Genomic DNA, 23228 nt, shown 5'->3' with positions numbered 1-23228 from the left:
ACCTAAGCGGCAGGGACTTCGGGTTTAATGGGCAAGATCACGGGTTTTCTGGAAATCGAACGGCACGACCGCAAGTACACCCCGGTCGCCGAGCGCGTGAAGCATTTTCACGAGTTCGTCGTTCCCTTGACCGAGAGGGAAACGCGCGACCAGGCCGCGCGCTGTATGAACTGCGGCATTCCCTATTGCCACGGCACAGGCTCGGTCGCGCCCGGCACGCCGGGCTGCCCGGTCAACAACCAGATCCCCGATTTCAACGACCTCGTCTATCAGGGCAACTGGGAAGAGGCCTCGCGCAACCTGCACTCGACCAACAATTTCCCGGAGTTCACCGGGCGCATCTGCCCCGCGCCGTGCGAAGCGTCCTGCACGCTCAACATCGACGACAACCCGGTCACCATCAAGACGATCGAATGCGCGATCGTCGACCGCGCCTGGGACAATGGCTGGCTGAAGCCGGAAGTCGCCTCCGTCAAGACCGGCAAGAAGGTCGCAGTGATCGGCTCTGGACCCGCCGGCATGGCCTGCGCGCAGCAGCTCGCGCGCGCCGGCCACGACGTGCACCTGTTCGAGAAGTTCGCCAAGGCCGGCGGCTTGCTCCGTTACGGCATCCCCGACTTCAAGATGGAGAAGGGCATCATCGACCGCCGCGTCAAGCAGATGGAAGGCGAAGGCGTCACCTTCCACTACAACAGCCATGTCGGCGCTGACGGCAATGTCGATCCGCGCGAGATGCTCAACGAGTATGACGCCGTGGCGCTGACCGGCGGCGCGGAAGCCCCGCGCGACCTGCCGATCCCCGGCCGCGATCTCCAAGGCATCCACTACGCCATGGACTTCCTGCCGCAGCAGAATCGCCGCGTCTCCGAGGAGCCGCTGAACGGCGTCACCGAGATTTTGGCCAGCGGCAAGCATGTCGTCGTCATCGGCGGCGGCGACACCGGAAGCGACTGCATCGGCACCTCGCTGCGCCAGGGCGCGCTGTCCGTGACCCAGCTCGAGATCATGCCCGCCCCGCCCGAGCGCGAGAACAAGGGCCTGACCTGGCCGAACTGGCCGCTGAAGATGCGCACCTCCTCTAGCCAGGCCGAAGGCGCGATCCGCGAATTCGCCGTGCTGACCCAGAAGTTTTCCGGCGAGAACGGCCAGGTCAAGAAGCTGCACTGCGTCCGCGTCGACGACAAGTTCAAGCCGATTGCCGGCACCGAGTTCGAGCTGGATGCCGAGCTCGTCCTGCTCGCCATGGGCTTCGTCCACCCCGTGCATGAGGGCCTGCTCAAGCTGCTCTCGGTCGAGCTCGACCCGCGCGGCAACGTCAAGGCCAACACGCTCGACTACCAGACCTCGCGCCCGAACGTGTTCACCGCCGGCGACATGCGGCGTGGGCAATCGCTGGTGGTCTGGGCGATCCGTGAGGGCCGGCTGTGTGCAAGGTCGATTGATACGTTCTTGATGGGGAAGACGGATCTGCCGCGGTAGGTTCGCCGCTCGCCGGTCATTCCGGGGCGCGCGAAGCGCGAGCCCGGAATCCATTTATCCACGCCCCCTGACGCCCGATGGATTCCGGGTTCGCGCCAAATGGCGCGCCCCGGAATGACGAGCGGAGAGAGCCGTGCTCTCGCGCCTCATCTCACTCCAGACGCGTGCTGACAGGCGTCAATTCTGCAGCCTCACCCCCAGCATCACCACAGTCGCCTGCGAGCTCGAGGTCGGCTGGTTCGAATCCAGGATGTCGTGGCGCAGCGTGCCCTTGATCCAGATGTTGCGGTTGAGCTTGTAAATCAAATTGCCTTCGAGCGAGTAGGTTTTGTCGTTACGACCCTGGTTCTGGTAGTCGTAGGTGCCGTAGGTGAACTTGCCGACGGCGGTGAGCCAGCGGCGGAAGTCGTGATCGACTTCGACCCCGTAGGTGTGCACCAGCACGCCGGAGGAGCCGGGGACCGTGGTCTCCGCGATCTGCGTGTCGGTGGCGAATTTCACCGTGGTCAGGCCGCTCGCGTTCCAGATCAGCGAGCCCGAGGTGAGGAAGCCCGAGAGCTGGCTGAGGCGCGGGTCGACATAGTTGCGCGCAGAATAGCCGACCGAGACCACGCCGGTGAGGATGCGCGAGAACTCGAAGGACGAGCCGACCTTGGCATAGCCGCCGTTTGAATCGCGGAAATAGCCGTTGCGGTCAGCGGCCTGGTCGTGGACGCGGGTGTCGCCCTGGATCTCGACGAACGGTTTTAGCCCAGGCTTCAGCTCGTAAGAGAAGCGGCCGACCCCGCCGTACTGATTAAAGTCGCGATCGTTGTTGCTGAAGGTCGAGCCGTCGGTGAGTTTTGAATCCGTATAGGCGGTGCGATCGACGGTGGCGCCGGCGGCGACCTGGAAGCGGTTGAAGGTCTGGTCGAAGCCGATGGTCGTGCCATAGGTCGCATAGACCGGATATTTCTGGAGGCCGGCCTGCACGTTCGGGCTGCCGGGATTGTCGGTGGCGAGCCGCAGGCGCAGCTGCGAGGTCAGCTTGAGATCGCGGTCGACGTCGATGCGGCCGTCGACATGACCGGTGAAATCGGGCCGGTCGATCTCGACCGGCGAGGGCGAGGCGAAGCCGTCGATCGTCGCCGGCATGTTGTTGGTGTAGCCCGAGAACGAGCCGCGCAAATCGGCGACCAGCGCGTGGCGCTCCCAGTCGGACGCCACGAGGAGGTCGGGCGCGACGACGTAGACCGGCGAGCCGACCGGCTTGTTCAGACGCGCCGGGTTGGTGTCATAGCCGGCGGAGAGCTCGAGCCCGCCCTTGATCAGGAAGCTGCCGGCATAATCGCCGACCGCGCCGAACGCGTCGTCATCGGCCTTGAGGCGACGGCGCAGCGGCTGGCCGGGCACGTTGCCGGCCATCGCCGGCGGCACCGGCACCTTGTGCGCGGTCTCCGACGGCGGCGGCGCGATGCGCGGCGGGCCGAGCGTCCTGTCCGGCGTTGCCGGCGGCACCGGCGAGCCGGGTCCGACCGGGCGCTTCGGCTTCGGCTGCCCGGGATAGAGCTTGGGCTGCTGCCGCTTGCGGTTGAGCGAGTCGTAACCCGAGCCGCTGGCGCCGTTGGCGGCCGGCAGGCCGTAGGTCGGCACCTGGCCGACGCGCGAGGTCGCCGGCGTCTGCTGGCGCTTGCGCGGGTCGGCATTGGGATCGGGCAGCGCCGGCAGCACGTCCGAGGGCGCCTGCGGCACGCCTGCCGTGCGGCGCGTCGGCAATGTCTCAGGCGCGGCGAAGCCGCCGCGGTTGGGATTGAACAGGTCGGGCGTGAGGCTCTGGGCGGCGACTGGACCGCTTTGCAGGGCCGTCAGCGCAAGACACGGCAAAGCCGCGCGCAGGAAATGCGCGCGTTTGCTCCGGCCCATGCCTGGAGACGACCCCACGATGGAATTACCCCAACGAAATCAAATACTTTCGCGATGGTTCCCGCCGGCTGGCAGAAACCATCGTTAATGGAGTTAAAACAATTATGGTTAATGACCCGTTGAGGGTCGGGGCGGCCGCGTCGCCTCATACGCCGAGGCGTGCTAAGCAGGCACCAACGGGCCATCGCCCCTCCTCCCTGGACCTGAACATGCCGAGTTCGAAACCGCTGATGACCCAATCATCCGGCCCCATTCCCACAAGCGTCGAATCCGCACTCCGCACCCTGGAGACGGAGAGCGGCGGCATCAACGCGCTCGCCGCCGCCCTGCGCGGCCCGCTGGGTGCGACCTTCGCCAAGGCGGTCGACATGATCCGGCAGGCCAAGGGTCGCGTCATCGTCACCGGGCTCGGCAAGTCAGGCCATATGGGGCGCAAGATCGCAGCGACGCTGGCCTCGACCGGCACGCCCGCCTTCTTCGTGCACACCGCTGAAGCCGCCCATGGCGACCTCGGCATGATCACCGCGGACGACGTCATCATGGCGCTGTCCTGGTCCGGCGAGCAGCCGGAGATGAAGACCCTCGTGAACTATTCGGCGCGCTTTGCGATCCCCATGATCGCGGTGACGTCGAAGGCGGCGTCCTCGCTGGGACAGGCCGCCGACCTCGTGATCGAGCTGCCGAAGGCGCGCGAGGCCTGCCCGCACAATCTGGCGCCGACCACCTCGACCCTGATGCAGGCCGCGATCGGCGATGCGCTCGCGATCGCGCTGCTCGAAGGCCGCGGCTTCACCGCGCTCGAGTTCGCGCATTTCCACCCCGGCGGCAAGCTCGGCGCGATGCTGAAATTCGTTCGCGACTACATGCGCACCGGCGCGGAGATCCCGGTCAAGCCTGAAGGCACCAAGATGTCGGAGGCCGTGGTCGAGATGTCGGCCAAGGGGTTGGGCTGCGTCTGCATCGTCAACGACGCGAATGAGGCCGTCGGCATCATCACCGACGGCGATCTGCGCCGCCACATGCGTCCTGATCTCCTGACGGTGTCGGTCGACGACATCATGACCAGGCAGCCCAAGACCGTGCCGCCCTCGATGCTCGCCACCGAGATGATCGAGGTGCTGAACACCCGCAAGATCACGACGCTGCTGGTGACCGAGGCGGGCAAGGTCGTGGGCATCGTGCATTTGCACGATCTGCTGCGCGCGGGCGTGGCGTAGCTTCAAGCACAGTCATTCCGGGGCGATGCGAAGCATCGAACCCGGAATCTCGAGATTCCGGGTTCACGCTTCGCGTGCCCCGGAATGACAGCGAGGGCTACGCCGGAAACTGCGCCGCCTTCTCCTCCAGCGGCAGCCGCAAGCCGTTCGCCAGATACGACACCGTGCGATAGAAGCCGCACAGCAGCATGATCTCCAGAATCTGCGCCTCGTCGTAATGCGCCGCGAGCGCGGCGAATTCCGCGTCGGTGAACGTCGCGCGGTGATGCAGCGCATCGACGGCGGCAATCAGCGCCTGCTCGTCCAGTGACCAGCAGGCTGATGTCGCATCGCCCTCTACGGTCGCGCGGACCTCCTCCTCCGTGAGGCGCGCCGGCCCGGCAAAGACCGCGACATGCACGCCCCATTCGTATTCGCATTTGCTCAGCGCGCAGGTGCGGTCGATCACGATCTCGCGCTGGCGCAGGGACAGCGGCCCGGGATCGAGCAGCCCGCCGGCGCGAAACTTGTCCCAGGCGCGGCCGTGGCCCGCCATCACCCGGAACAGCACCAGCGGCGGCGCGCCGCGCATGATGCGGTCGAACTGCGCCTGGATCTCCGGGGGATAAGGCGGCGCGAGCGGCGCAATGCGCGGTATGGCCCGGGACATCGGCCGTCTCCGTTGCTACAATTGTCGCAGCGATACGCTACACTATCTGTAGCGCGACGCAAGAGGACGACGATGGCGAAACAGGCCGGTTCGACAACACGCAACGTCCGCGGCTCGCGCACCGGACGGCCGATCATGGCGCTGCTCGACCTGCTCGGCCGGCGCTGGACCTTGCGTATCCTGTGGGAGTTGCGCGAGGAACCCCTCACCTCCCGCGCATTGCGCACGGCGTGCGACGAGGCTTCGCCCACGGTGCTGCAAGCGCGGCTGGACGATTTGCGCGAGGCGGGGTTCGTGGAGCTCGGCGAAGGCGGAGGCTATGGGCTGACGCCGCTCGGGCGGGACTTGTGCGAGACGTTCATGCCGCTGCACAGGTTCGCGGAGAGGTGGAAGGGCTCTTCCCCCTCTCCCCGCAAGCGGGGCCGCGACGAGCTTCGCTCGCGCTGAGAGCGTTGGGGTGAGGGGGAGCCTCCGCGCAAACGGTGAGAGACGGACTCGCGGAGAGTCCCCCCTCACCCGGATTGCATCTGCGATGCAATCCGGCCTCTCCCCGCAAGCGGGGAGAGGCGAAGAATCCTCACGCCACCGCCACCGTCAGATTCACGCCGTCCACCTGCACCACCTTCACGCGCGTCCCGGCCGGCGTATCGGGACCTGCGACGCGCCAGACCGTGTCGCCGATGCGCATGGTGCCGTTGCCGTCGACGATCGGCTTCTCCAGCGTGAACTCACGGCCGAGCAGCGCCTCGGTGCGCTTGTTGAGGAAGGGGCTTGCGCTTGCATCGGGCCTCGGCCGGGCGAGCCGGCGCCACACCGGAACGGCGGCGGCGGCGAAGATCGCGAACATCACGAGCTGAGTCTGCCAGGACAGATGAACGGCGAACGAGATCAGGCCCACCAGCAAAGCGGCGAGCCCGAGCCAGAACAGGAATACGCCCGGTGCGATCGTCTCCAGCGCCATCAGGATGAAGGCAAAGATCAGCCAGTTCCAGGTGCCGAGCGATACGAACGTGTCGGTCATGATACGCCTCTGAATATTGACGCATGCCGTTTTCAAAAGAACCGCGTCATACGCCGGTGACTATCCCTGCCGCGGCGGCACCGCCGGCGGCGTACTGCCGGTCGGAGGCACTGAGCCCGGACGGCGCGCGGCGGCGGCCGCGGACGCGGCGCTCTCGCCGAACGTGGCCTTGGCGATCTCGCCGATGCCGGCGAGCGAGCCTAGCATGCTGGTGGCTTCGATCGGCAGCATGATGATCTTCTGGTTCGGCGAGTCCGCGAACTGGCCGAACGCCTTGATATATTTGTCGGCGATAAAATAGTTCAACGCCGCGACGTCGCCCTTGGCGATGGCTTCACTGACCATCTGCGTCGCCTTGGCCTCGGCCTCCGCGGACCGCTCGCGGGCCTCGGCGTCGCGGAACGCGGCTTCCTTGCGGCCCTCGGCCTGGAGGATCTGGCCCTGCTTGGCGCCTTCCGCGCGCAGGATCTCCGACTGCCGCTGGCCTTCGGCGGCCAGAATGTCGGCGCGCTTGACGCGCTCCGCCTTCATCTGGCGGCCCATCGCCTCGACGAGATCGGCGGGCGGCACGATGTCCTTGATCTCGATGCGGTTGACCTTCAGGCCCCAGGGCGAGACCGCCGCATCGACGACGCGCAACAGGCGCTCGTTGATCTCGTCGCGATGCGACAGCACCTGGTCGAGATCCATCGCGCCCATCACCGAGCGGATGTTGGTCATGGTCAGGACCGTGATGGCCTGGGTCAGATTGGAGACCTCGTAGCTCGCCTTGGCGGCGTCGAACACCTGGTAGAAGGCGACGCCGTCCACCGTCACGGTGGCGTTGTCCTTGGTGATCACCTCCTGCTCGGGAATGTCGATCACCTGCTCCATCATGTTGATCTTGCGCCCGACGCGATCGAAATAGGGCACGATCAGGTTGAGCCCGGGGCTCAGCGTCTGGGTGTACTTGCCGAACCGCTCGATGGTCCAGTCATAGCCCTGCGGGACGGTCTTCACGCCGGCAATCAGCGTGACGATGACGAGCAAAACCAGAACAATCGCGAAAATGTCGAAACCGCTCATATTTCCTCCAAGGCGGGAAAAAGCCCTTTCCCGCGCTGTCATTGGTCGGGAACGCGACCTTACTGCTTCAGCGGTTACGATTCACGTCGGCATTCGGACGATTCTGCACAAGACGAACTCGGGCGGAAACGGTCACGATATGTATTTCCGAAAGGCTCTTGAAAGCGTCCGGGCGCAGACCTAGCGGCGAAAGTTAACGAATCCGGACATGTCGTCCGTCACGGACGACTTTATTCGATGACGTCGTTCGCGGTTGCGAGCAAGCCTGGGGGAATGGTGACGCCAAGCGCCTTGGCGGCCTTGAGGTTGACCGCGAGCTCGAACTTGGTGGGGTTCTGCACCGGCAGGTCGGCTGCCTGCGCGCCCTTCAGGATGCGATCGATGTAGCCCGCGGCACGGCGGAGCTGCTCGGCGCTGTCGGTGCTGTAGGACATCAGCCCGCCCTCGTCGACGAAGGTGCGGCTCCAGAACACCGCAGGCACGCGCGCCTCGGCGATCGCCGCGAGCAGATGCGCGCGGTTGGCCATGGTGAAGAAATCAGGCAGGATCAGCAGGCCGCCGTCTTTGCGGAAGGCCAGCGCCGCGATCGAGGCTGCGTCATGGACCGGCGCGGGCTCGACCGTCACGTGAAGCGTCAGTGCGGCGTCCTCGATCGTGCGCAGCATGAGGGCAGCGAACGGCGCGGTGGCGGGATTGTAGACGACGAAGACGCGGGACACTTTCGGCGTCACTTGCGTCAGCATCTCCAGCCATTTGCCGGCCAGCGGGCCGTCGTAATCGGTGAAGCCGGTGATGTTGCCGCCGGGATGGGCGAGGTTCTGGACGAAGCCCTGGCTGACGGGATCGGTCACCACGGCGAACACGATCGGGATCGTCGCGGTGCGCCGGCGCAGCTCTTCGACCGAGGGCGTGCCGACCGCGAGCAGGATGTCGGGCTTGAGCGCGATCAGCTCGTCGGCGAGCCCGGCGATCCGCGCCCGGTCGCCGGCGCCGCTGCGCCAGTCGATCCTGAGATTGCCGTGCTCTTTCCAGCCATGGGCGGCGAGCGCCTCGACCAGGATGGCGCTGCGCGTCTGCCCGATCGCATCGTCGGCGGCCGTGACCGAGAGCACGCCGAGCCGCCGCGTCGCATTCGCCTTCTGCGCCTGTGCCGAAGCCGGCAGCACGACGATCGTCCCAAGAAGCGCCAGACACGCGCGGCGGTTCACCGGGCGAACCATCAGATCCAGGCTCACTATATCCAGCCCTGGAGCTCGCGCAGCACCAGGGTGCGGATCACGTCCATGCCGGGTTCGCTGTCGTTGAGGCAGGGGATCGCGGAAAACTGCTCGCCGCCATTGTGCTTGAAGATCTCGGCATTCTCCTGCGCGATCTCCTCCAGCGTCTCCAGGCAGTCGGCGGCAAAACCCGGCGTCACCACCGCGATGCGGCGCACGCCCTCTTTCGCGAGCCGCTCCATCGTCTTGTCGGTGTAGGGCTGGAGCCACTCGTCATTGCCGAAGCGCGACTGGAAGGTCAGCAGCAATTTTGATGCGTTCACGCCGAGCCGGCGGCGCAGCGCCTCGGTCGTGGCGATGCAATGCTCCTGATAGGGATCGCCCTTGTCGACATAGGATTTCGGCATGCCGTGGAAGGAGGCGACGATCAGCTCCGGCTTGAACGGCAGGGTTGCCAGATGCGTCTCGATCGAGACGGCGAGCGCCTCGATATAGGCCTCGTCCTCGTAGTACGGCGGCGTCACCCGCAGCGTCGGCTGCGCACGCAGGCGGGCGAGCACGCGGAACACCTCGTCGCAGACGGTCGCCGAGGTCGAGGCGGAATATTGCGGATAAAGCGGGACCGCGAGGATGCGGTCGCATCCCGCCGCGATCAGCGCGTCGATGCCCGACTTGATCGAGGGATTGCCGTAGCGCATCGCCCAGTCCACCACGACATGATCGCGATCCGACAGCGCGGCGGCGAGCTTGTCGCTTTGCGACCGCGTGATGGTCTTCAGTGGCGACTCGTTCTTCTCGTTGTTCCAGATCTTCTGGTAGTCGAGCGCCTTGGTGCGGGGACGGCTGCGCAGGATGATCCCGTTCAGCACCACCTTCCAGACCAGGCCCTGGTCCTCGATGACCCGGGCGTCCGAGAGGAATTCCTTGAGATAGACCCGCACCCCCGGCGCATCGGCCGTATCGGGCGTGCCGAGATTGACCAGGAGCACGCCGACCCGCTTCTGGCCGGACTGGACGGTTGGCTGTGTGGTCTCGTTGGGAGCGGCGGTCGACATGATCAGTTGCGTCGCGCGTTGCACCGAACTTGTCAAGATGAGCCCGGTTTCGCTAGGGTCGCACCCAAGCGGGGGAGGGAAGATGACACTCGCGGAATGGTGCGTATTCGGAGCGCTGCTGCTCTACCTTGCGACGATCGCCTCGATCAAATGGATCCGGTTTCGCGGGTTCGACAATTCCCGGCCGCGCGATCCCGCCTTCTATGAGGACGCCATCGCGCAGCGCGCGCTCGGCGCCCACCAGAACGGCATCGAGACCTTTCCGTTCTTCGCCTTCGCGGTGCTGCTCGCCGAATTCAGGGACTCGCCGCAGCGGCTGATCGACGAGCTCGCGGTGCTGTTCCTGATCGTGCGGATCGCCTACGTGCTGACCTATCTCGGCAACCGCCCGACGCTGCGCTCGATCCTCTGGAGCATCGGCTTCGCGATCAATCTCGTGATCTTCTTCATGCCGATGCTGAAGCGGTTCTTGCCGGTGTGAGGGGCGCGCGCCCTTCAACCCGTCATCCTGAGGTGCGAGCCCCGCGGTGCGAAGCACCGTGGGGTGAGCCTCGAAGGACGACGGTGATAGTTGATCGTAGCCCGGATGGAGCGAAGTGCTCCGCTCAAAAACACGTCGTCCGTTCGGCGGCGATGTAGCCGAACAACAGGCCGACGCCGAACAGCAGCACGAGACCTGCGGCGCCGAATTCGATGCCGCGCATGAATAGTGCGCCGCCGCCGTCGCGCCCTGCGCTCAGGCGGGCGGCAATGTCCTTGGCGGAGACGGCGACGACGGCAATCGCCGCGACCGTGATCGCGGTGCCGAGCCCCATCAGGAAGGTCGCGGCGATGCCGGCCCAGAACAGGCCCTGGGCGAGCGCGAACACCAGCACCAGGATCGCGCCCGAGCAGGGGCGGATGCCGACGGTCAGGATCGCGGCAAAACCGCGCCGCCAGCCGCCGGGCCCGGCCAGCTCGCTCGGCGCCGGGCCGTGGGAATGGCCGCAATGCTCGTCGTGGACGTGGTCGTGCCCGTGATCGTGATGGGCGTGACCATGATCATGGTGATCGTGATCATGATGATCATGCGCCTCACGATGGTGGTGATGGCCGTGATCATGGTGCTGCGGCACGCCTGCGATCGCCGGCACCGGCTGGGTCGCCTGAAGCGCGCGGATGAAGGCGCCGCCTTTGACCCAGACCAGCCGCAGGCCGAACAGCGCGATCAGGCCGTAGCTCGCGATCTCGATCACGCCTTCGGCCTTGCACATGGTCTTGGCCGTCGCATTCAGGATCCAGGCCGAGATGCCGACGATCAGGACCGCGACCACCGACTGCATCAGGGCCGAGGCAAACGAGAGCGCGATGCCGCGCCGCGCGGTCTCGCGGTTGGCGACGAGATAGGAGGCGATCACCGCCTTGCCGTGGCCGGGGCCGGCGGCATGGAAGATGCCATAGGCAAACGAGATGAAGAGCAGCGTCCACACCGCCGAACCGTCGGACTTGGCGGCGCGGATGGTCGCCGACATCTGGCGATAGAATTCCGACTGTTTTGCCAATAGCCAGCCGATGAGGCCGCTGGCCTCGGGCTCGGCCGCCTGCGCGGGTTTCGGTGCGCCGAACGGATTTTGCGCGAGGAGATCGTGAAGCGCGGCATCGGCCACGCCGAGCACGACGACAACCGCAGCACAGGCGAGCAGCCCGCGGGCAAGCGGCGAATGCAGGCGACCGGTCAAGGGCAATCCACCGTGATCTTGTTGGCGAACATCATGCCGAAATTGCTGTTCTCGCCGTTCAGGAAGGTCTGCTCGTTGAGCTTCTGGGCGGTGGCCGAGCCGTCGTTCGGCCGGTCCAGCTTCATCTGGCAGCCGGCGGGCGCGCCGACCAGCTTGACCGGATTGTCCTTGGCCATCTGGAAGTCGATGAAGAAGGAACGGTCGAACACTTCGAGCACCAGTTGCTTGGGCTTGACCGGGTTCTTCAGCGGCAGCGTGAAGTGCAGGGTCAGCACCGTATCCTTGTAGTCGAGGAAGTAGTCGACCGGCTCTTGGAATCGCTCCTTCTTGCCGTCCGCTCGCGCGAAGGTGAAGTAGGCATATTCCTTCAGCGACTCGACATTGGTCTGCGCCAGCGGCCCGAGCTCCTCGCGCGTATAGGCGCCCTTGGTCTTGCTCTCGAGCCCCTGCACGGCATAGGCCGAGAACATATCGTCGAAGGTCCAGGCGTGGCGGACGCCGGTGATGCTGCCGTCCGCGGCGTAAAGCAGCTCGCTGGTCGCGGTGATCCAGACATGCGGATGCGCGCGCGCCGCACCCGCCGCGAGCGTGAGGACGGCGGCGAGCAACAGACCGAGCAGGGCGCGCATACCCATCAGGCCGCCTTGGCGTCGTCGAGCAGGCCGCGGCGGCGGAGCAGTGCGTCGGGCTCCGGCGGGCGGCCGCGGAAGGCCTCATAGGCGGCCTCCGGATCGACCGATCCGCCCGAGGAGTAGATGTCGTCATGCAGACGTTTTGCGACGGCTGGATCGAAGATGTCGCCGGCCTCCTCGAACGCGCCGAAGGCGTCGGCGTCCATCACCTCCGACCACATGTAGCTGTAATATCCGGCGGCATAGTGGTCGCCGGTGAAGATGTGACCGAATTGCGTCGGCCGATGACGCAGCGCGATCTCCTCGGGCATGCCGATCTTCTCCAGCTCCTTCTTCTCGAAGGCCCGTACATCGCTGGCCGCCGCGGCCGGCTGGGTGTGGAATTCGAGGTCCACCAGCGCCGAGGAGACGAACTCGACCGTGGCAAAGCCCTGGTTGAATTTTCGCGCAGCGAGGAAGCGCTGGAGCAGGTCGTCCGGCAGCGGCTCGCCGGTCTGGTAGTGGCGGGCGAATTGCTGGAGCACCTCGGGCCGTTCCTGCCAGTGCTCGTAGAGCTGCGACGGCAGCTCGACGAAGTCGGTGAACACGGAGGTGCCCGACAGCGACGGATAGGTCACGTTGGACAGCATGCCGTGCAGGCCGTGGCCGAACTCGTGGAACAGGGTGCGGGCGTCGTCAGGCGACAGCAGCGAGGGCTCGCCGCCGGCCCCCTTGGCAAAATTGCAGATATTGAGAACGAGCGGCGCGACGTCGCCGTCGAGCTTCTGCTGGTCGCGCAGCGAGGTCATCCAGGCGCCGGAGCGCTTCGACGGCCGGGCGAAGTAGTCGCCATAGAACAGCGCCTTGTGCTTGCCGTCCCGCCCCTTCACCTCCCAGACCCGGACGTCCGGGTGCCAGACCGGCACGTCCTTGCGCTCCTCGAAGGTGATGCCGAACAGGCGCGTGGCGCAGTCGAAGGCGGCGGCGATCATGTGGTCGAGCGCGAGATACGGCTTGATCGCAGCGTCGTCGAAATTGGCCCGCTGAAGGCGGAGCTTTTCGGCGTAGAAGCGCCAGTCCCACGGTGCGAGCTTGAAATTGCCGCCCTCTTCCGTGATCAGCGTCTGCATCTCGTCGCGATCGGCGAGCGCCCGGGCGCGCGCCGGCTTCCAGACCCGCTCGAGCAGCCCCCGCACCGCTTCCGGCGTCTTGGCCATGGAGTCCTCGAGCCGGTAGGCGGCGTAGGTCGGATAGCCCAGCAGGTTCGCGCTCTCCTCGCGCAGCTTCAGGATCTCGACGATGGTCGTATTGTTGTCGTTGGCGTTGCCGTTGTCGCCGCGCGCGGTGAAGGCCTTGTAGACCTTCTCGCGCAGGTCGCGTCGGCCTGCGCTCTTCAGGAACGATTCGACCGACGAGCGCGACAGCGTGACGATGGCCTTGCCGGCCATGCCGCGCTCTTCCGCCGCAGCCTTGGCGCTGGCAACGAAGCTCTCCGGCAGGCCCTGGCGGTCGGCCTCCCCTAGCTCCATGAACCATTCCTGCTCGTCGCCGAGCAGATGATGGCTGAAGCCGGTGCCGAGCTGGGCGAGCCTCTCGTTGATCTCGGCCATCCGCGTCTTGGCCTCCTCGGAGAGGCCGGCGCCGGCGCGGTGGAAGCGGGTATAGGTGCGCTCCAGCAGGCGGAGCTGTTCGGGCGAAAGACCCAGATTGGCGCGGTTCTCATGCAGCTGGGCGATGCGACCAAACAGCACGGCGTTCATCATGATCGGATTCCAGTGCCGCGCCATCCGCAAGGAAACCTCCTTGTCGATCTCCAGGATGGCCGGGTTGGAATGCGCCGAGACGAGGTCATAGAACACCGCCGCCACCTTGCTCAGCAGCTTGCCCGAGCGCTCCAGCGCCGTGATGGTGTTGGCGAAGTCGGGCGCGGCCGGGTCGTTGGTGATCGCCGCGATCTCGGCGGAATGGTCGGCGAAGGCCTGCTCGAAGGCCGGCAGGAAGTGCTCCGGCGTGATCTCGTCGAAGGGCGGGGTCGCGAACGGCGTCACCCAGGCCTTCAGCAGCGGGTTGGTCTCTGGGTCCGTAGTTTGGCGGGTTTCTGACATCGCAAGTCCCGGTTTTCGAGCTGGTTTGTTGCGGCCAGCTATAGCACGCGATCGGGCTTTTTTGGGCCATTTGGCCTTGCTCCCGCCCGCCTTTTCGGAGAGATTGCGGCCCTCGAAGACTAGGGATCCCTGAGCCCCATGAACGCGCCTTCCTCCTCCCGCCAGATCGTCTGGCCCAGCGTCATCACCGTCATCAGCGCCGCCATCCTGATCGGCGCGGAGGTGTTCGGCGCGGCCTTTGCCGGCGGCTGGGCGCTCGCGATCCTGTTCGGTTTAGGCGATCAGGGCGCGCACATCCTCCAGGCCGTGCTGTTCGCACTCGGCGTGCTGGTGATGACCGCGTTCGTCCGCGCAGCGCAGCGCGTCGAGCCCTTCACGAAGCGCGGCTGACGCTCGCTCGCGCGAGAGAGACACGCGCGCAAGCTTGAAAACTTAACGCGCGTTCATCTTCCGCGTCGCTCGCGCAACACTGCGCAAGCAGATGTTAGGCAAATCTGTTCTCAGCCTAAAAAAATTGTTGCGAAGCAGAGTCAAAACGCTTATGTGCGCTCTTGCCCAATTTCGCACGTGCCTGTGGTCGTGTGTCAGTCGGTAGGTATCCGGACAAGAGGCCGGACAGCCGCCAAGGGGTGAAGAAGCCGAGGGGCTCTTCGGAAGTGCGGAAGTCAAAAGACCGAAAGGTCGGACGACGAAGCAAACCCGGAGCGTCCAGCATCTCTCTCAAGAGATGCCATGTCGAAGGTGACTTCACTCTTTGCAACCGTGACTGGCAGCCGGAGGCGAACCGGCGCACCCCGCTCTCAACGGGGGACGCGACTTAAAGCAACGACGGATCGGGCTTTTTTGGTCTCTACCGGCAGTCCAACGCCGGCGCGGGCTACTGAAAAGGCTTGTCCTTCATTGCCAGGTGTGCGGGCGGGAAATTCCCAACCAATCCACGGCAGCACAGTCTGGTTTGAGTCTTTTGGCTTCGTTGCGCCTCCATCGCGCAATCCGGCCAGAGCGCTCTTATCCGACGTCATTTTTTGAACGGATCCCCGTCGCTGGGCCGTTTGGGAGAGTGCTATGACCGAACGTATTCAGGAATTCCTGCGCAACCGCCGCAGCGAGGGCCGGGACACCGAGCCGTGCCTCGTCGTCGACCTCGAGGTCGTGCGCGACAATTACCAGACCTTTTCCAAGGCGCTGCCCGACAGCCGCGTGTTCTATGCCGTCAAGGCGAATCCGGCGCCGGAAGTGCTGGCCCTGCTCGCCTCCATGGGCTCCTGCTTCGACACCGCGACCGTCGCCGAGATCGAGATGGCGCTGGCCGCCGGCGCTACGCCCGACCGCATCTCCTTCGGCAACACGATCAAGAAGGAGCGCGACATCGCACGCGCCTTCGCGCTCGGCATTCGGCTGTTCGCGGTCGATTGCGCCGCCGAGGTCGAGAAGATCGCCCGTGCCGCTCCCGGCGCGAAGGTGTTCTGCCGCATCCTCTATGACTGCGCCGGCGCCGAGTGGCCGCTGTCGCGCAAGTTCGGCTGCGACCCGGAGATGGCCGTCGACGTGCTGGACGTCGCCAAGCGCCTGGGCCTGGAGCCGTGCGGCATCTCCTTCCATGTCGGCTCGCAGCAGCGCAAGGTGAAGGCGTGGGACCGTGCGCTGGCGATGGCCTCGCAGGTGTTCCGCGACTGTGCCGAGCGCGGCATCAACCTCTCCATGGTCAACATGGGCGGCGGCTTCCCGACCAAGTACCTGAAGGACGTGCCGCCGGTGGTGACCTACGGCCGCTCGATCTTCCGCGCGCTGCGCAAGCACTTCGGCAACCAGATCCCGGAGACCATCATCGAGCCGGGCCGCGGCATGGTGGGCAACGCCGGCATCATCGAGTCCGAGGTCGTGCTCATCTCGAAGAAGAGCGACGAGGACGAGGTGCGCTGGGTCTATCTCGACATCGGCAAGTTCGGCGGCCTGGCCGAGACCATGGACGAGTCGATCCGCTACGCCATCCGCACCGCCCATGACGGCGCGGACATGACGCCGTGCGTGCTCGCGGGACCCACCTGCGACAGCGCCGACGTGCTGTACGAGAAGAACCCGTATCCGCTCCCGGTGACGCTCGAGATCGGCGACAAGGTGCTGATCGAAGGCACCGGGGCCTATACGTCGACCTACTCGTCGGTGGCGTTCAACGGTATCCCGCCGCTGAAGACCTACCACATCTGATCCGCCTCTCTGTCTGAGGCCTGACGAACCCGGGAGCCGGCTTGCCGGCTCCCCCCCTCACATTTCTGATTTCTGACGACGTCTTGAGCCGGCGTGCTGATCGCATGTCGGTTCAAGCGGGGACTGACGCGCCATGACTGCTTTTCGGAAGCCACAGATCGCCCTCACTTCGAAAGCCGCTCCGTTCGCGATCCGTGCGGAGCGTGCTGCCGACGTCGCCGCCCGTGAAGCGCTGCTCGATGCCAGCTTTGGCGAGAACCGCCATGGCCGCACCTGCCAGCGCCTGCGCGACGGAAGTGCACCTGCCGCAGGCCTTGCCCTGTCGGCTGTGCGCGAGGGGACGCTCGTGGGAACCGTGCGGCTGTGGCACGTCAGCGCCGGAGGCAGGCCCGCTCTGGTCCTCGGACCGCAGGCGGTGGACCCTGCCTGCCGCGAGCTCGGGATCGGCGCCGCGCTGATGCAACAAGCGCTGGCCGCCGCCCGGGCGCGCGGGCATGCCGCCGTGATCCTGCTTGGCGATGCCCCCTACTATGCGCGTTTCGGCTTCTCAGCCGAGAGGACCGGCGCGCTGATGCTGCCCGGCCCGTTCGAGCGAGACCGCCTGCTGGCGATCGAATTCCAGACCGGTGCGCTGGATCGCGCCGAGGGGATGATCGTCCCGACCGGCGCGGCCCTGGCCAAACGGAGGGTAGTTCGCCCCCTCCAGGCGCACGCGGCCTAAGGGATTGCCATGATGGCGACGACCGAAGCTGCAGTGAGCGCAGGCCCCGGAAACACCCTTTAACCCCGCGAAACACCTCTTTCAGTCGAGGCCGAACCCATGTCCCGTCGCCTGATCTCCACCGGCTCCCCGTTCGAGAAGACCGCCGGCTACAGCCGCGCCGTGGTCGACGGCGACTTCGCCTTCGTCGCGGGAACCACCGGCTATGACTACACCACGATGACGATGCCGGCCGATGTCACGAGCCAGTCACGCAACTGCTTCAAGACCATCGAAGCTGCCCTGAAGGAGGGCGGTTTCGAGATGGCCGACATCGTCCGCGTGACCTACTACCTCACCGACATCAAGGATGCAGACGCGCACTTTGCCGTTTGCGGCGAAGTCCTCGGCGACATCCGCCCGGCGGCAACGCTCCTCGTCGTCTCGGCGCTCTACAAGCCCGAGATGAAGGTCGAGATCGAAGCGACCGCCAAGCGCCGCAGCGCCTGATCCACCCCTCACCCTTTGTCCGTCAGCACGTTCCGGAGAAACCATCCCATGAGCCCCGCCTCGCAAATCTACGCGAAGATCACTGGTCCCATCGTCATGGTCGGCTTCGGCTCCATCGGCAAAGGCACGCTGCCGCTGATCGAGCGGCATCTCGACTACGACAAGTCGCGCGTCACCGTGATCGATCCCAAGGACGAGGGCCGCAAGGCACATTGCGAGAAGCACAATGTCCGCTTCATCCAGAAGGGCGTGACCAAGGACAATTATCGCGAGTTGCTGGCCCCGCTGCTCACCGAAGGCGGCGGCCAGGGCTTTTGCGTCAATCTCTCGGTCGATACCGGCTCGACGGACATCATGGAGCTCTGCAACGAACTCGGCGCTCTTTATATCGATACCGTCAACGAGCCCTGGCTCGGCTTCTATTTCGATTCGTCGAAGGGCCCGGAAGCGCGCTCCAACTACGCCCTGCGCGAAGTGACGCTGGCCGCCAAGAAGGCGCGCCCGGCGGGCTCGACCACGGCCGTCTCCTGCTGCGGCGCCAATCCCGGCATGGTGTCCTTCTTCGTCAAGCAGGCGCTGCTCAATGTCGCCGCCGACCTGAAGCTCAATGCCCCCAAGCCGAAGACCAAGGCCGAATGGGCGGACCTGATGCGGCAGGCCGGCATCAAGGGCATCCACATCGCCGAACGCGACACCCAGCGCTCCAAGAAGCCGAAAGAGCCTGACGTCTTCGTCAACACCTGGTCGGTGGAAGGCTTCCTGTCGGAAGGCGTGCAGCCGTCCGAGCTCGGCTGGGGCACCCATGAAAAATGGATGCCCGAGAATGCGCGGACCCACGAAGCCGGCTGCGGCGCCGCCATCTATCTGATGCAGCCCGGCGCCAACACGCGCGTGCGCACCTGGTGCCCGACCCGCGGCGCGCAGTACGGCTTCCTCGTCACCCACAACGAGTCGATCTCGATCGCCGATTACTTCACGGTGCGTGACGCCTCGGGCAAGGCGGTCTATCGGCCGACCTGCCACTACGCCTATCATCCGGCTGACGATGCCGTTCTGTCGCTGCATGAGATGTTCGGCCGCGCCGCGAAGATGCAGGAAAAGCACTACATCCTCGATGAGAACGAAATCGTCGACGGCATCGACGAGCTCGGCGTGCTGCTGTTCGGCCATGACAACAATGCCTACTGGTACGGCTCGCAGCTCTCCATCGAGGAGACCCGCAAACTGGCGCCCTATCAGAACGCCACCGGCCTGCAAGTGACCTCCGCCGTGCTCGGCGGCATGGTGTGGGCGCTGGAAAACCCGAACGAGGGCATCGTCGAAGCCGACGAGATGGATTTCGATCGCCTGCTGGAAATCCAGCTGCCCTATCTCGGTCCGGTGAAGGGTTTCTACACCGACTGGACGCCGCTGACGGACCGTCCAGGACTGTTTCCGGAAGATATCGATACCAGCGATCCCTGGCAGTTCCGGAATATTCTGGTGCGTTGACCCCGAAGGGGTCATCCCGGGATGCGCGCCAGGCGCGCAGACCCGGGATCTCGAAGTTCCTAGCAAGAGATTCTCAGGTGCGCGAGTGCGCACCATAATTCATCGCTGGCGCGATGCCCCGGAATGACGTTCGTTACTTGGCCATGTAATCGAACGCCACGCTGCCGAGCCCGAGCGTCAGGTCCGCTTTGAAATGCAGCGCCGAGATCACCTCGCGCACCGGCAGGCGGGCGACGTCGCAGAGTGCGTGGGGAAACAGGCCGAGTGCGGCAGGGCCAGTCCACGCTTCCTTCAGCACGACGTCATCGAGATGAAAGCGCACCAGCTCGCAGATCCGCGGGCTGCCGTCGACATGCGGGATGATCTTCAGGATGAAGTTCGGCGACGCCATCGACTTCAGCACCGTGTCGTGGTCGACCTTGCGGTGCTTGTAACCCATCGTGGCCGAAGCGCAGAGTACCGAGCCGTAATGCAGCGAGCCGACCAGGACGTCGCTCTCGACCTCGATCTTGGGCCTCGCGAGCTTCTTCGGAAAGCCCCACAACTCGCGGCCGCCGGCGATCGGGGCCTCGTCGTCCAGATACATCGCGTGGGTGTAGCCGCCCTCCTCGCCCTTGAAGCGGACCGGGATCACCTGCCCGGTTTCGGTGTAGTCGCCGAATCCGGTCGAGTCTGGCATGCGAATGAATTCGTATTTCACCAACGGCTCCGCCACCTCAAGCGGCTCGGGCACGATGGTGGCGAGGGCTTCGGGATCGGTCCTGTAGGTGATGATGAAATATTCGCGGTCGAAGAAGCGATATGGCCCCGGCGGAAATGCCGGATTGGTGAGCGGCATCGAATAAGCGGTGCGGCGGACGTCTTCGATCTTCATGGGAGGCCCCATCTGTCGTTGGCGTGACGGATTATGGATCGGGCCGCCTGCCGATGCGAGATCGTATAATTAGCATCGGTCGTCAAATGCGCGTCACAATATGCCGGCCGTCGGGCTACTTCTCCCTGATCGGCGGCGCGATCTTCTCCGCGGGCGCCGCCGGCAGTGCCGGCTTGGTGGCTGCGCCTTGCGTCTGCGGATCGGGGCGCGCGGGCTCGGGCGCCGGTGTGGTCGGCCGGTCTCCGCCGGGCTTTGATTCAGCCGGAGTCTTGCTCTGATCGTCGGACGGCGTGCCCTGGAGCGGCCCTGTCGCCTGCGCCGTCTGCATCCGGCTCTCGGCGCGGATTTGCGCCAGCGACAGGCCTGACACCACGACGCCGGCTGCAAACAGCGAGCAGGCGATCATCAGGTCGAATTTCAGTCTGCGCTTGTCATTTGGGCCGGGCATGTCGATCACCGCCTTTGTCCGTGGGATCAACGAAATGGCCCGACTGCGGTTCCGTGCCGGGCAAGGCTGGAACCGCACGCTTGCGCGCCAAAACGCCGCCCTCAGTCCGTTGTGCTGACTTCCCAGGTGGCGTGGCGCACGCCCGGCAGGTGCTGAAGATCGGTCGCCACCGCGTTCAGCTCGTTCGGATCGACCGCGGTCGCGACCAGCTTTGCGACGATCTCGATCAGATCGTCCCCGGTCTCGACCACGTCGATATCGGCCACCGGATATTTTGCGCCCTCGAGCTTCTCGACCAGCCGGTCGCGCATGTCGGGCAAGGCATCCGCCGCCACCGCGAGCTTGAAATAGTAGGTCGCCTCCGAAGTCTTCTCATTCAGCGGAATGCGGTTGATGGCGTTGACCAGCGGGCGCAGCATGGTGTTGCCGGCGATGACGAACACGGTCAGCGCGGCCGCCTGCGCGACCATGTCGGCGCCGGCGCAGGAGCCGACCGCGGCCGAGGCCCACAGCGTCGCCGCGGTGTTGAGCCCGCGCACGTCCATGCCCTGCTTCATGATAACGCCGGCGCCGAGGAAGCCGATGCCGGAGACGACGTAGGAGATCACGCGCACCGCGCCGTCGGCGCCGGTCAGGTGCATGGCGAGATCGACGAAGGCGGCCGCACCCACCGCGACCAGCACGTTGGTGCGCAGGCCCGCGGTGCGCTGGCGATACTGCCGCTCGGCGCCGATCAGCGTGCCCAGCACGAAGGCCGTGAACAGGCTGACCAGCGTGTCGGCGAAATCAGCAATCTGGAACGTCGTCAGAAACCGCATGAGCCCGTATACGGCCGGAACGATGACAGTTCAAAGCTCCAGCAGGCCGCCGTCCCCATTTTCATCCGCAAACGCCAGCAGCGTGCCCTTGGCGTTCCAGGCGAGCGCCGCCACCGGCGGTGTGCCATTGCGGCGGACCAGGATCTCGGCGCCGTCCTCCAGCCGCACCATCAGCACGGTGCCGTCGCTGTAACCGGCGGCGAGGATGTCGTTCTTGGGATGGCAGGCGACGACCGAGACGCGCGCCTGCAGCGGCGCGAGCATCGCGGGCTCCTTGCCCATCGGGCCGTCCTTGCTGCCGAACGGCCACAGGATGACGGTATCGGCGCCCGAGGTCGCAAGCGCCTTGCCGCCCGCGCTCCAGGACATCGAGCGAACGCGGCCGGGATAGCCGGTCATGCGCATGTGGCGGTTATCGGCCAGCCGCCAGCCGTACAGCGCCGGTTCGTGCATCGCGGTGACCAGGAATTTGTTGTCCGGGCTGAAGGTCACCGCGTGATGCGAGCCGGCCCAGGGCAGGAATTCGGCTGATGCCGCCATGTTCGGAAACCACAGCGTCGCGCCGTTGTAATGCGCAATCGCGAGCCGAAGGCCCTTCGGCGCGAACGCAAGCCCGCCGACGGTCGAGGGCACCTCGAGCGACTTCTCCTCGGTCTTGCCGCTCTTGACGGTCGCCGTCTTGCCGGCGGACCAGGCGAAGGCCCCGTCCGCGTGCAGCGCCACCGCGTCGATCCAGCGGCGCTTGGGGTCGGTGGCGAGCAACGTCACCTCGCCCTTGGCATCGAGCGACACGACCTTGCCGTCGTCGCCGCCCATGACGAGGCGCTTGCCGTCAGACGCGGTCGAGAGAATGCCGCCGCCGTGGACGGCGACGGTGGTGATCTCGCCCTGGCTATCGACGAACGCGACGTTCTCCTCGCCGCCGACGAAGGCGGCGCGGTCACCGAGGAAATGCACCGACGTCACGCCCATGCCGAGCGCGACCGGCTTGACGCGGTCGGTGACGGAGACGATCGAGGCGGAATCGGGGGCGGGCGTAAACTCTTTCATCACGAGACGATGCAGCTCTCAAAACCCTTGCGGATGGCCTCTTCCGGCAATTCGCGGCCGATGAAGACGAGACGGCTCTCGCGCGGCTCGCCGTCCTTCCATTTCCGCTGGTGGTTGCCCTCCAGCATCATGTGGACGCCCTGGAAGACGTAGCGGTCATCGTCGTCGTGGAATGCGAGGATGCCCTTGGAGCGCAGGATCTTGCCGCCCTCGACCTGCACCAGGTTCTGGAGCCAGGGCATGAACATGTTCGGGTCGAGCGGCTTGTCGGTCTTGAGCGACAGCGATTGCATGTCCTCGTCGTGATAGTGCTTCAGGCCGTGGCCGTGATGATGATGGTCGTGGCCGTGGTGGTGATGATCATGGTCGTGGTCATGATCGTCGGCCTCCAAAAAGTCCGGCTCGATGTCGAGGATGCGGTCGAGGTCGAACGCGCCGCGGTCGAGCACGTCGGCCAGCGCCACCGAGCAGCGCTCGGTGCGGTGGAGTTTCGCATAGGGGTTGATGGCGCGGATGCGGGCCTCGACCTCGGCGAGCTCACCCTTGGTGACGAGGTCGGTCTTGTTCAGCACGATGACGTCGGCAAAGGCGATCTGGTTCTTGGCCTCGGGCGCGTCCTTCAGACGGTCGGACAGCCATTTGGCGTCGGCGACCGTCACGACCGCGTCGAGGCGCGCGTTCTTCTGCACGTCCTCGTCGACGAAGAAGGTCTGGGCCACCGGCGCCGGATCGGCAAGGCCGGTGGTCTCGACGATGATGGCGTCGAACTTGCCCTTGCGCTTCATCAGCCCGTCCATGATGCGCACGAGGTCGCCGCGCACGGTGCAGCAGATGCAGCCATTGTTCATCTCGAACACTTCCTCATCGGCGCCGATGATGAGGTCGTTGTCGATGCCTATCTCGCCGAACTCGTTGACGATGACGGCGTATTTCTTGCCGTGGTTTTCCGAAAGGATGCGGTTCAAAAGCGTTGTCTTGCCGGCGCCGAGATAGCCGGTCAGGACGGTCACGGGAATTTTCTGGGAGGTCGCTTCAGACATAACTACTCCGGGGTCGGGCTCTTTCGCGCGACGCGAGGCGGGGTGGCCCC

At 65.6% G+C, this 23228-nt stretch carries 23 protein-coding genes; 9 read left to right on the top strand and 14 right to left on the bottom strand.

Annotation, left to right across the window (positions count from 1 at the left end; all coding sequences use genetic code 11):
* Positions 1–27 precede the first annotated feature (27 nt).
* Positions 28–1479, top strand: coding sequence for a glutamate synthase subunit beta (locus ACFLEY_RS08300; protein ID WP_060908837.1), 1452 nt, complete (start codon positions 28–30; stop codon positions 1477–1479).
* Positions 1480–1656: 177 nt separating this feature from the next.
* On the opposite strand, the gene ACFLEY_RS08295 is transcribed toward ACFLEY_RS08300, so the two are convergent.
* A complete protein-coding gene (locus tag ACFLEY_RS08295) occupies positions 1657–3399 on the bottom strand; it encodes an outer membrane beta-barrel protein (RefSeq protein WP_060908838.1) in 1743 nt (580 codons plus the stop codon).
* Between the two features lie 191 nt (positions 3400–3590).
* Here ACFLEY_RS08295 and ACFLEY_RS08290 point away from each other — a divergent pair, with 191 nt between their 5' ends.
* The gene (locus tag ACFLEY_RS08290) at positions 3591–4598 is read left to right on the top strand and encodes an SIS domain-containing protein (protein ID WP_060908839.1); all 1008 of its coding nucleotides are present in this window, start codon (positions 3591–3593) and stop codon (positions 4596–4598) included.
* A gap of 97 nt (positions 4599–4695) precedes the next feature.
* On the opposite strand, the gene ACFLEY_RS08285 is transcribed toward ACFLEY_RS08290, so the two are convergent.
* On the bottom strand, positions 4696–5247 hold the full coding sequence (locus ACFLEY_RS08285) for a carboxymuconolactone decarboxylase family protein (protein WP_060908840.1): 552 nt from the start codon (positions 5245–5247) through the stop codon (positions 4696–4698).
* Positions 5248–5319: 72 nt separating this feature from the next.
* On the opposite strand from ACFLEY_RS08285, the gene ACFLEY_RS08280 reads away from it, so the two are divergent.
* Entirely contained in the window at positions 5320–5694 is a 375-nt protein-coding gene (locus ACFLEY_RS08280; RefSeq protein WP_060908841.1) for a helix-turn-helix domain-containing protein, read from the top strand.
* Between the two features lie 130 nt (positions 5695–5824).
* Here the strand turns inward: ACFLEY_RS08280 and ACFLEY_RS08275 are convergent, their stop codons facing one another.
* From ACFLEY_RS08275 to hemH, 4 genes are all read right to left on the bottom strand, one after another.
* Complete coding sequence (locus ACFLEY_RS08275) at positions 5825–6268, bottom strand: NfeD family protein (protein ID WP_011090474.1); 444 nt, start codon at positions 6266–6268, stop codon at positions 5825–5827.
* Positions 6269–6328: 60 nt separating this feature from the next.
* Positions 6329–7333 (bottom strand): SPFH domain-containing protein, encoded by a 1005-nt coding sequence (locus ACFLEY_RS08270; RefSeq protein ID WP_011090475.1) that lies wholly within the window; start codon positions 7331–7333, stop codon positions 6329–6331.
* A 230-nt stretch (positions 7334–7563) separates the two neighbouring features.
* Complete coding sequence (locus ACFLEY_RS08265) at positions 7564–8541, bottom strand: ABC transporter substrate-binding protein (protein WP_060912694.1); 978 nt, start codon at positions 8539–8541, stop codon at positions 7564–7566.
* Between the two features lie 26 nt (positions 8542–8567).
* Positions 8568–9605 carry a ferrochelatase gene (hemH, locus tag ACFLEY_RS08260; RefSeq protein WP_060908842.1) on the bottom strand — a complete coding sequence of 346 codons (1038 nt, stop codon included), beginning with the start codon at positions 9603–9605 and terminating at the stop codon, positions 8568–8570.
* 82 nt (positions 9606–9687) lie between these two features.
* Here hemH and ACFLEY_RS08255 point away from each other — a divergent pair, with 82 nt between their 5' ends.
* Entirely contained in the window at positions 9688–10086 is a 399-nt protein-coding gene (locus tag ACFLEY_RS08255; RefSeq protein ID WP_011090478.1) for an MAPEG family protein, read from the top strand.
* Positions 10087–10210: 124 nt separating this feature from the next.
* On the opposite strand, the gene ACFLEY_RS08250 is transcribed toward ACFLEY_RS08255, so the two are convergent.
* From ACFLEY_RS08250 to ACFLEY_RS08240, 3 genes are read right to left on the bottom strand one after another with little or no spacing between them, the layout of a single operon-like run.
* Positions 10211–11329 carry a nickel/cobalt transporter gene (locus tag ACFLEY_RS08250; RefSeq protein WP_060908843.1) on the bottom strand — a complete coding sequence of 373 codons (1119 nt, stop codon included), beginning with the start codon at positions 11327–11329 and terminating at the stop codon, positions 10211–10213.
* Positions 11320–11958 (bottom strand): DUF1007 family protein, encoded by a 639-nt coding sequence (locus ACFLEY_RS08245; protein ID WP_011090480.1) that lies wholly within the window; start codon positions 11956–11958, stop codon positions 11320–11322. The genes ACFLEY_RS08250 and ACFLEY_RS08245 overlap by 10 nt, the downstream gene beginning before the upstream one ends.
* Positions 11958–14039: a M3 family metallopeptidase gene (locus ACFLEY_RS08240; protein WP_211433885.1), complete on the bottom strand. Its 2082-nt coding sequence runs from the start codon at positions 14037–14039 to the stop codon at positions 11958–11960. The genes ACFLEY_RS08245 and ACFLEY_RS08240 overlap by 1 nt, the downstream gene beginning before the upstream one ends.
* Positions 14040–14177: 138 nt before the next feature.
* Between ACFLEY_RS08240 and ACFLEY_RS08235 the strand changes: the two genes are divergently transcribed.
* The 5 genes from ACFLEY_RS08235 (at position 14178) to ACFLEY_RS08215 (ending at position 18948) form a co-directional block, all read left to right on the top strand.
* Positions 14178–14429, top strand: coding sequence for a hypothetical protein (locus tag ACFLEY_RS08235; RefSeq protein WP_011090482.1), 252 nt, complete (start codon positions 14178–14180; stop codon positions 14427–14429).
* Positions 14430–15104: 675 nt separating this feature from the next.
* Positions 15105–16247: a type III PLP-dependent enzyme gene (locus ACFLEY_RS08230; protein WP_011090484.1), complete on the top strand. Its 1143-nt coding sequence runs from the start codon at positions 15105–15107 to the stop codon at positions 16245–16247.
* Between the two features lie 133 nt (positions 16248–16380).
* Positions 16381–16968, top strand: coding sequence for a GNAT family N-acetyltransferase (locus tag ACFLEY_RS08225; protein WP_211433884.1), 588 nt, complete (start codon positions 16381–16383; stop codon positions 16966–16968).
* 99 nt (positions 16969–17067) lie between these two features.
* Complete coding sequence (locus ACFLEY_RS08220; protein ID WP_011090486.1) at positions 17068–17457, top strand: RidA family protein; 390 nt, start codon at positions 17068–17070, stop codon at positions 17455–17457.
* Positions 17458–17505: 48 nt separating this feature from the next.
* On the top strand, positions 17506–18948 hold the full coding sequence (locus tag ACFLEY_RS08215; protein WP_211433883.1) for a homospermidine synthase: 1443 nt from the start codon (positions 17506–17508) through the stop codon (positions 18946–18948).
* Positions 18949–19081: 133 nt separating this feature from the next.
* On the opposite strand, the gene ACFLEY_RS08210 is transcribed toward ACFLEY_RS08215, so the two are convergent.
* From ACFLEY_RS08210 to ACFLEY_RS08190, 5 genes are all read right to left on the bottom strand, one after another.
* Positions 19082–19822: an acetoacetate decarboxylase gene (locus ACFLEY_RS08210; protein WP_028173848.1), complete on the bottom strand. Its 741-nt coding sequence runs from the start codon at positions 19820–19822 to the stop codon at positions 19082–19084.
* Positions 19823–19937: 115 nt separating this feature from the next.
* Positions 19938–20270 (bottom strand): hypothetical protein, encoded by a 333-nt coding sequence (locus ACFLEY_RS08205; RefSeq protein WP_060912695.1) that lies wholly within the window; start codon positions 20268–20270, stop codon positions 19938–19940.
* Between the two features lie 101 nt (positions 20271–20371).
* On the bottom strand, positions 20372–21088 hold the full coding sequence (locus tag ACFLEY_RS08200; RefSeq protein ID WP_011090491.1) for an MgtC/SapB family protein: 717 nt from the start codon (positions 21086–21088) through the stop codon (positions 20372–20374).
* 30 nt (positions 21089–21118) lie between these two features.
* On the bottom strand, positions 21119–22138 hold the full coding sequence (locus tag ACFLEY_RS08195; RefSeq protein ID WP_211433882.1) for a WD40 repeat domain-containing protein: 1020 nt from the start codon (positions 22136–22138) through the stop codon (positions 21119–21121).
* A complete protein-coding gene (locus tag ACFLEY_RS08190) occupies positions 22138–23178 on the bottom strand; it encodes a GTP-binding protein (RefSeq protein WP_060908846.1) in 1041 nt (346 codons plus the stop codon). The genes ACFLEY_RS08195 and ACFLEY_RS08190 overlap by 1 nt, the downstream gene beginning before the upstream one ends.
* Between the last annotated feature and the right edge of the window lie 50 nt (positions 23179–23228).

The organism is Bradyrhizobium sp. YCK136 (genome assembly GCF_044570075.1).
Taxonomy (GTDB): Bacteria; Pseudomonadota; Alphaproteobacteria; order Rhizobiales; family Xanthobacteraceae; genus Bradyrhizobium; species Bradyrhizobium diazoefficiens.
Note: the sequence above shows the minus strand (reverse complement) of the source record. Positions and strands in the feature narration are given on the sequence as shown.

Coding starts and splice junctions, on each gene's coding strand:
- ACFLEY_RS08300 (WP_060908837.1), top strand. CDS start 28: ATGGGCAAGATCACGGGTTTTCTGGAAATCGAACGGCACGACCGCAAG.
- ACFLEY_RS08290 (WP_060908839.1), top strand. CDS start 3,591: ATGCCGAGTTCGAAACCGCTGATGACCCAATCATCCGGCCCCATTCCC.
- ACFLEY_RS08285 (WP_060908840.1), bottom strand. CDS start 5,247: ATGTCCCGGGCCATACCGCGCATTGCGCCGCTCGCGCCGCCTTATCCC.
- ACFLEY_RS08280 (WP_060908841.1), top strand. CDS start 5,320: ATGGCGAAACAGGCCGGTTCGACAACACGCAACGTCCGCGGCTCGCGC.
- ACFLEY_RS08275 (WP_011090474.1), bottom strand. CDS start 6,268: ATGACCGACACGTTCGTATCGCTCGGCACCTGGAACTGGCTGATCTTT.
- ACFLEY_RS08270 (WP_011090475.1), bottom strand. CDS start 7,333: ATGAGCGGTTTCGACATTTTCGCGATTGTTCTGGTTTTGCTCGTCATC.
- hemH (WP_060908842.1), bottom strand. CDS start 9,605: ATGTCGACCGCCGCTCCCAACGAGACCACACAGCCAACCGTCCAGTCC.
- ACFLEY_RS08255 (WP_011090478.1), top strand. CDS start 9,688: ATGACACTCGCGGAATGGTGCGTATTCGGAGCGCTGCTGCTCTACCTT.
- ACFLEY_RS08245 (WP_011090480.1), bottom strand. CDS start 11,958: ATGGGTATGCGCGCCCTGCTCGGTCTGTTGCTCGCCGCCGTCCTCACG.
- ACFLEY_RS08240 (WP_211433885.1), bottom strand. CDS start 14,039: ATGTCAGAAACCCGCCAAACTACGGACCCAGAGACCAACCCGCTGCTG.
- ACFLEY_RS08235 (WP_011090482.1), top strand. CDS start 14,178: ATGAACGCGCCTTCCTCCTCCCGCCAGATCGTCTGGCCCAGCGTCATC.
- ACFLEY_RS08230 (WP_011090484.1), top strand. CDS start 15,105: ATGACCGAACGTATTCAGGAATTCCTGCGCAACCGCCGCAGCGAGGGC.
- ACFLEY_RS08225 (WP_211433884.1), top strand. CDS start 16,381: ATGACTGCTTTTCGGAAGCCACAGATCGCCCTCACTTCGAAAGCCGCT.
- ACFLEY_RS08220 (WP_011090486.1), top strand. CDS start 17,068: ATGTCCCGTCGCCTGATCTCCACCGGCTCCCCGTTCGAGAAGACCGCC.
- ACFLEY_RS08215 (WP_211433883.1), top strand. CDS start 17,506: ATGAGCCCCGCCTCGCAAATCTACGCGAAGATCACTGGTCCCATCGTC.
- ACFLEY_RS08210 (WP_028173848.1), bottom strand. CDS start 19,822: ATGAAGATCGAAGACGTCCGCCGCACCGCTTATTCGATGCCGCTCACC.
- ACFLEY_RS08205 (WP_060912695.1), bottom strand. CDS start 20,270: ATGCCCGGCCCAAATGACAAGCGCAGACTGAAATTCGACCTGATGATC.
- ACFLEY_RS08200 (WP_011090491.1), bottom strand. CDS start 21,088: ATGCGGTTTCTGACGACGTTCCAGATTGCTGATTTCGCCGACACGCTG.
- ACFLEY_RS08195 (WP_211433882.1), bottom strand. CDS start 22,138: ATGAAAGAGTTTACGCCCGCCCCCGATTCCGCCTCGATCGTCTCCGTC.
- ACFLEY_RS08190 (WP_060908846.1), bottom strand. CDS start 23,178: ATGTCTGAAGCGACCTCCCAGAAAATTCCCGTGACCGTCCTGACCGGC.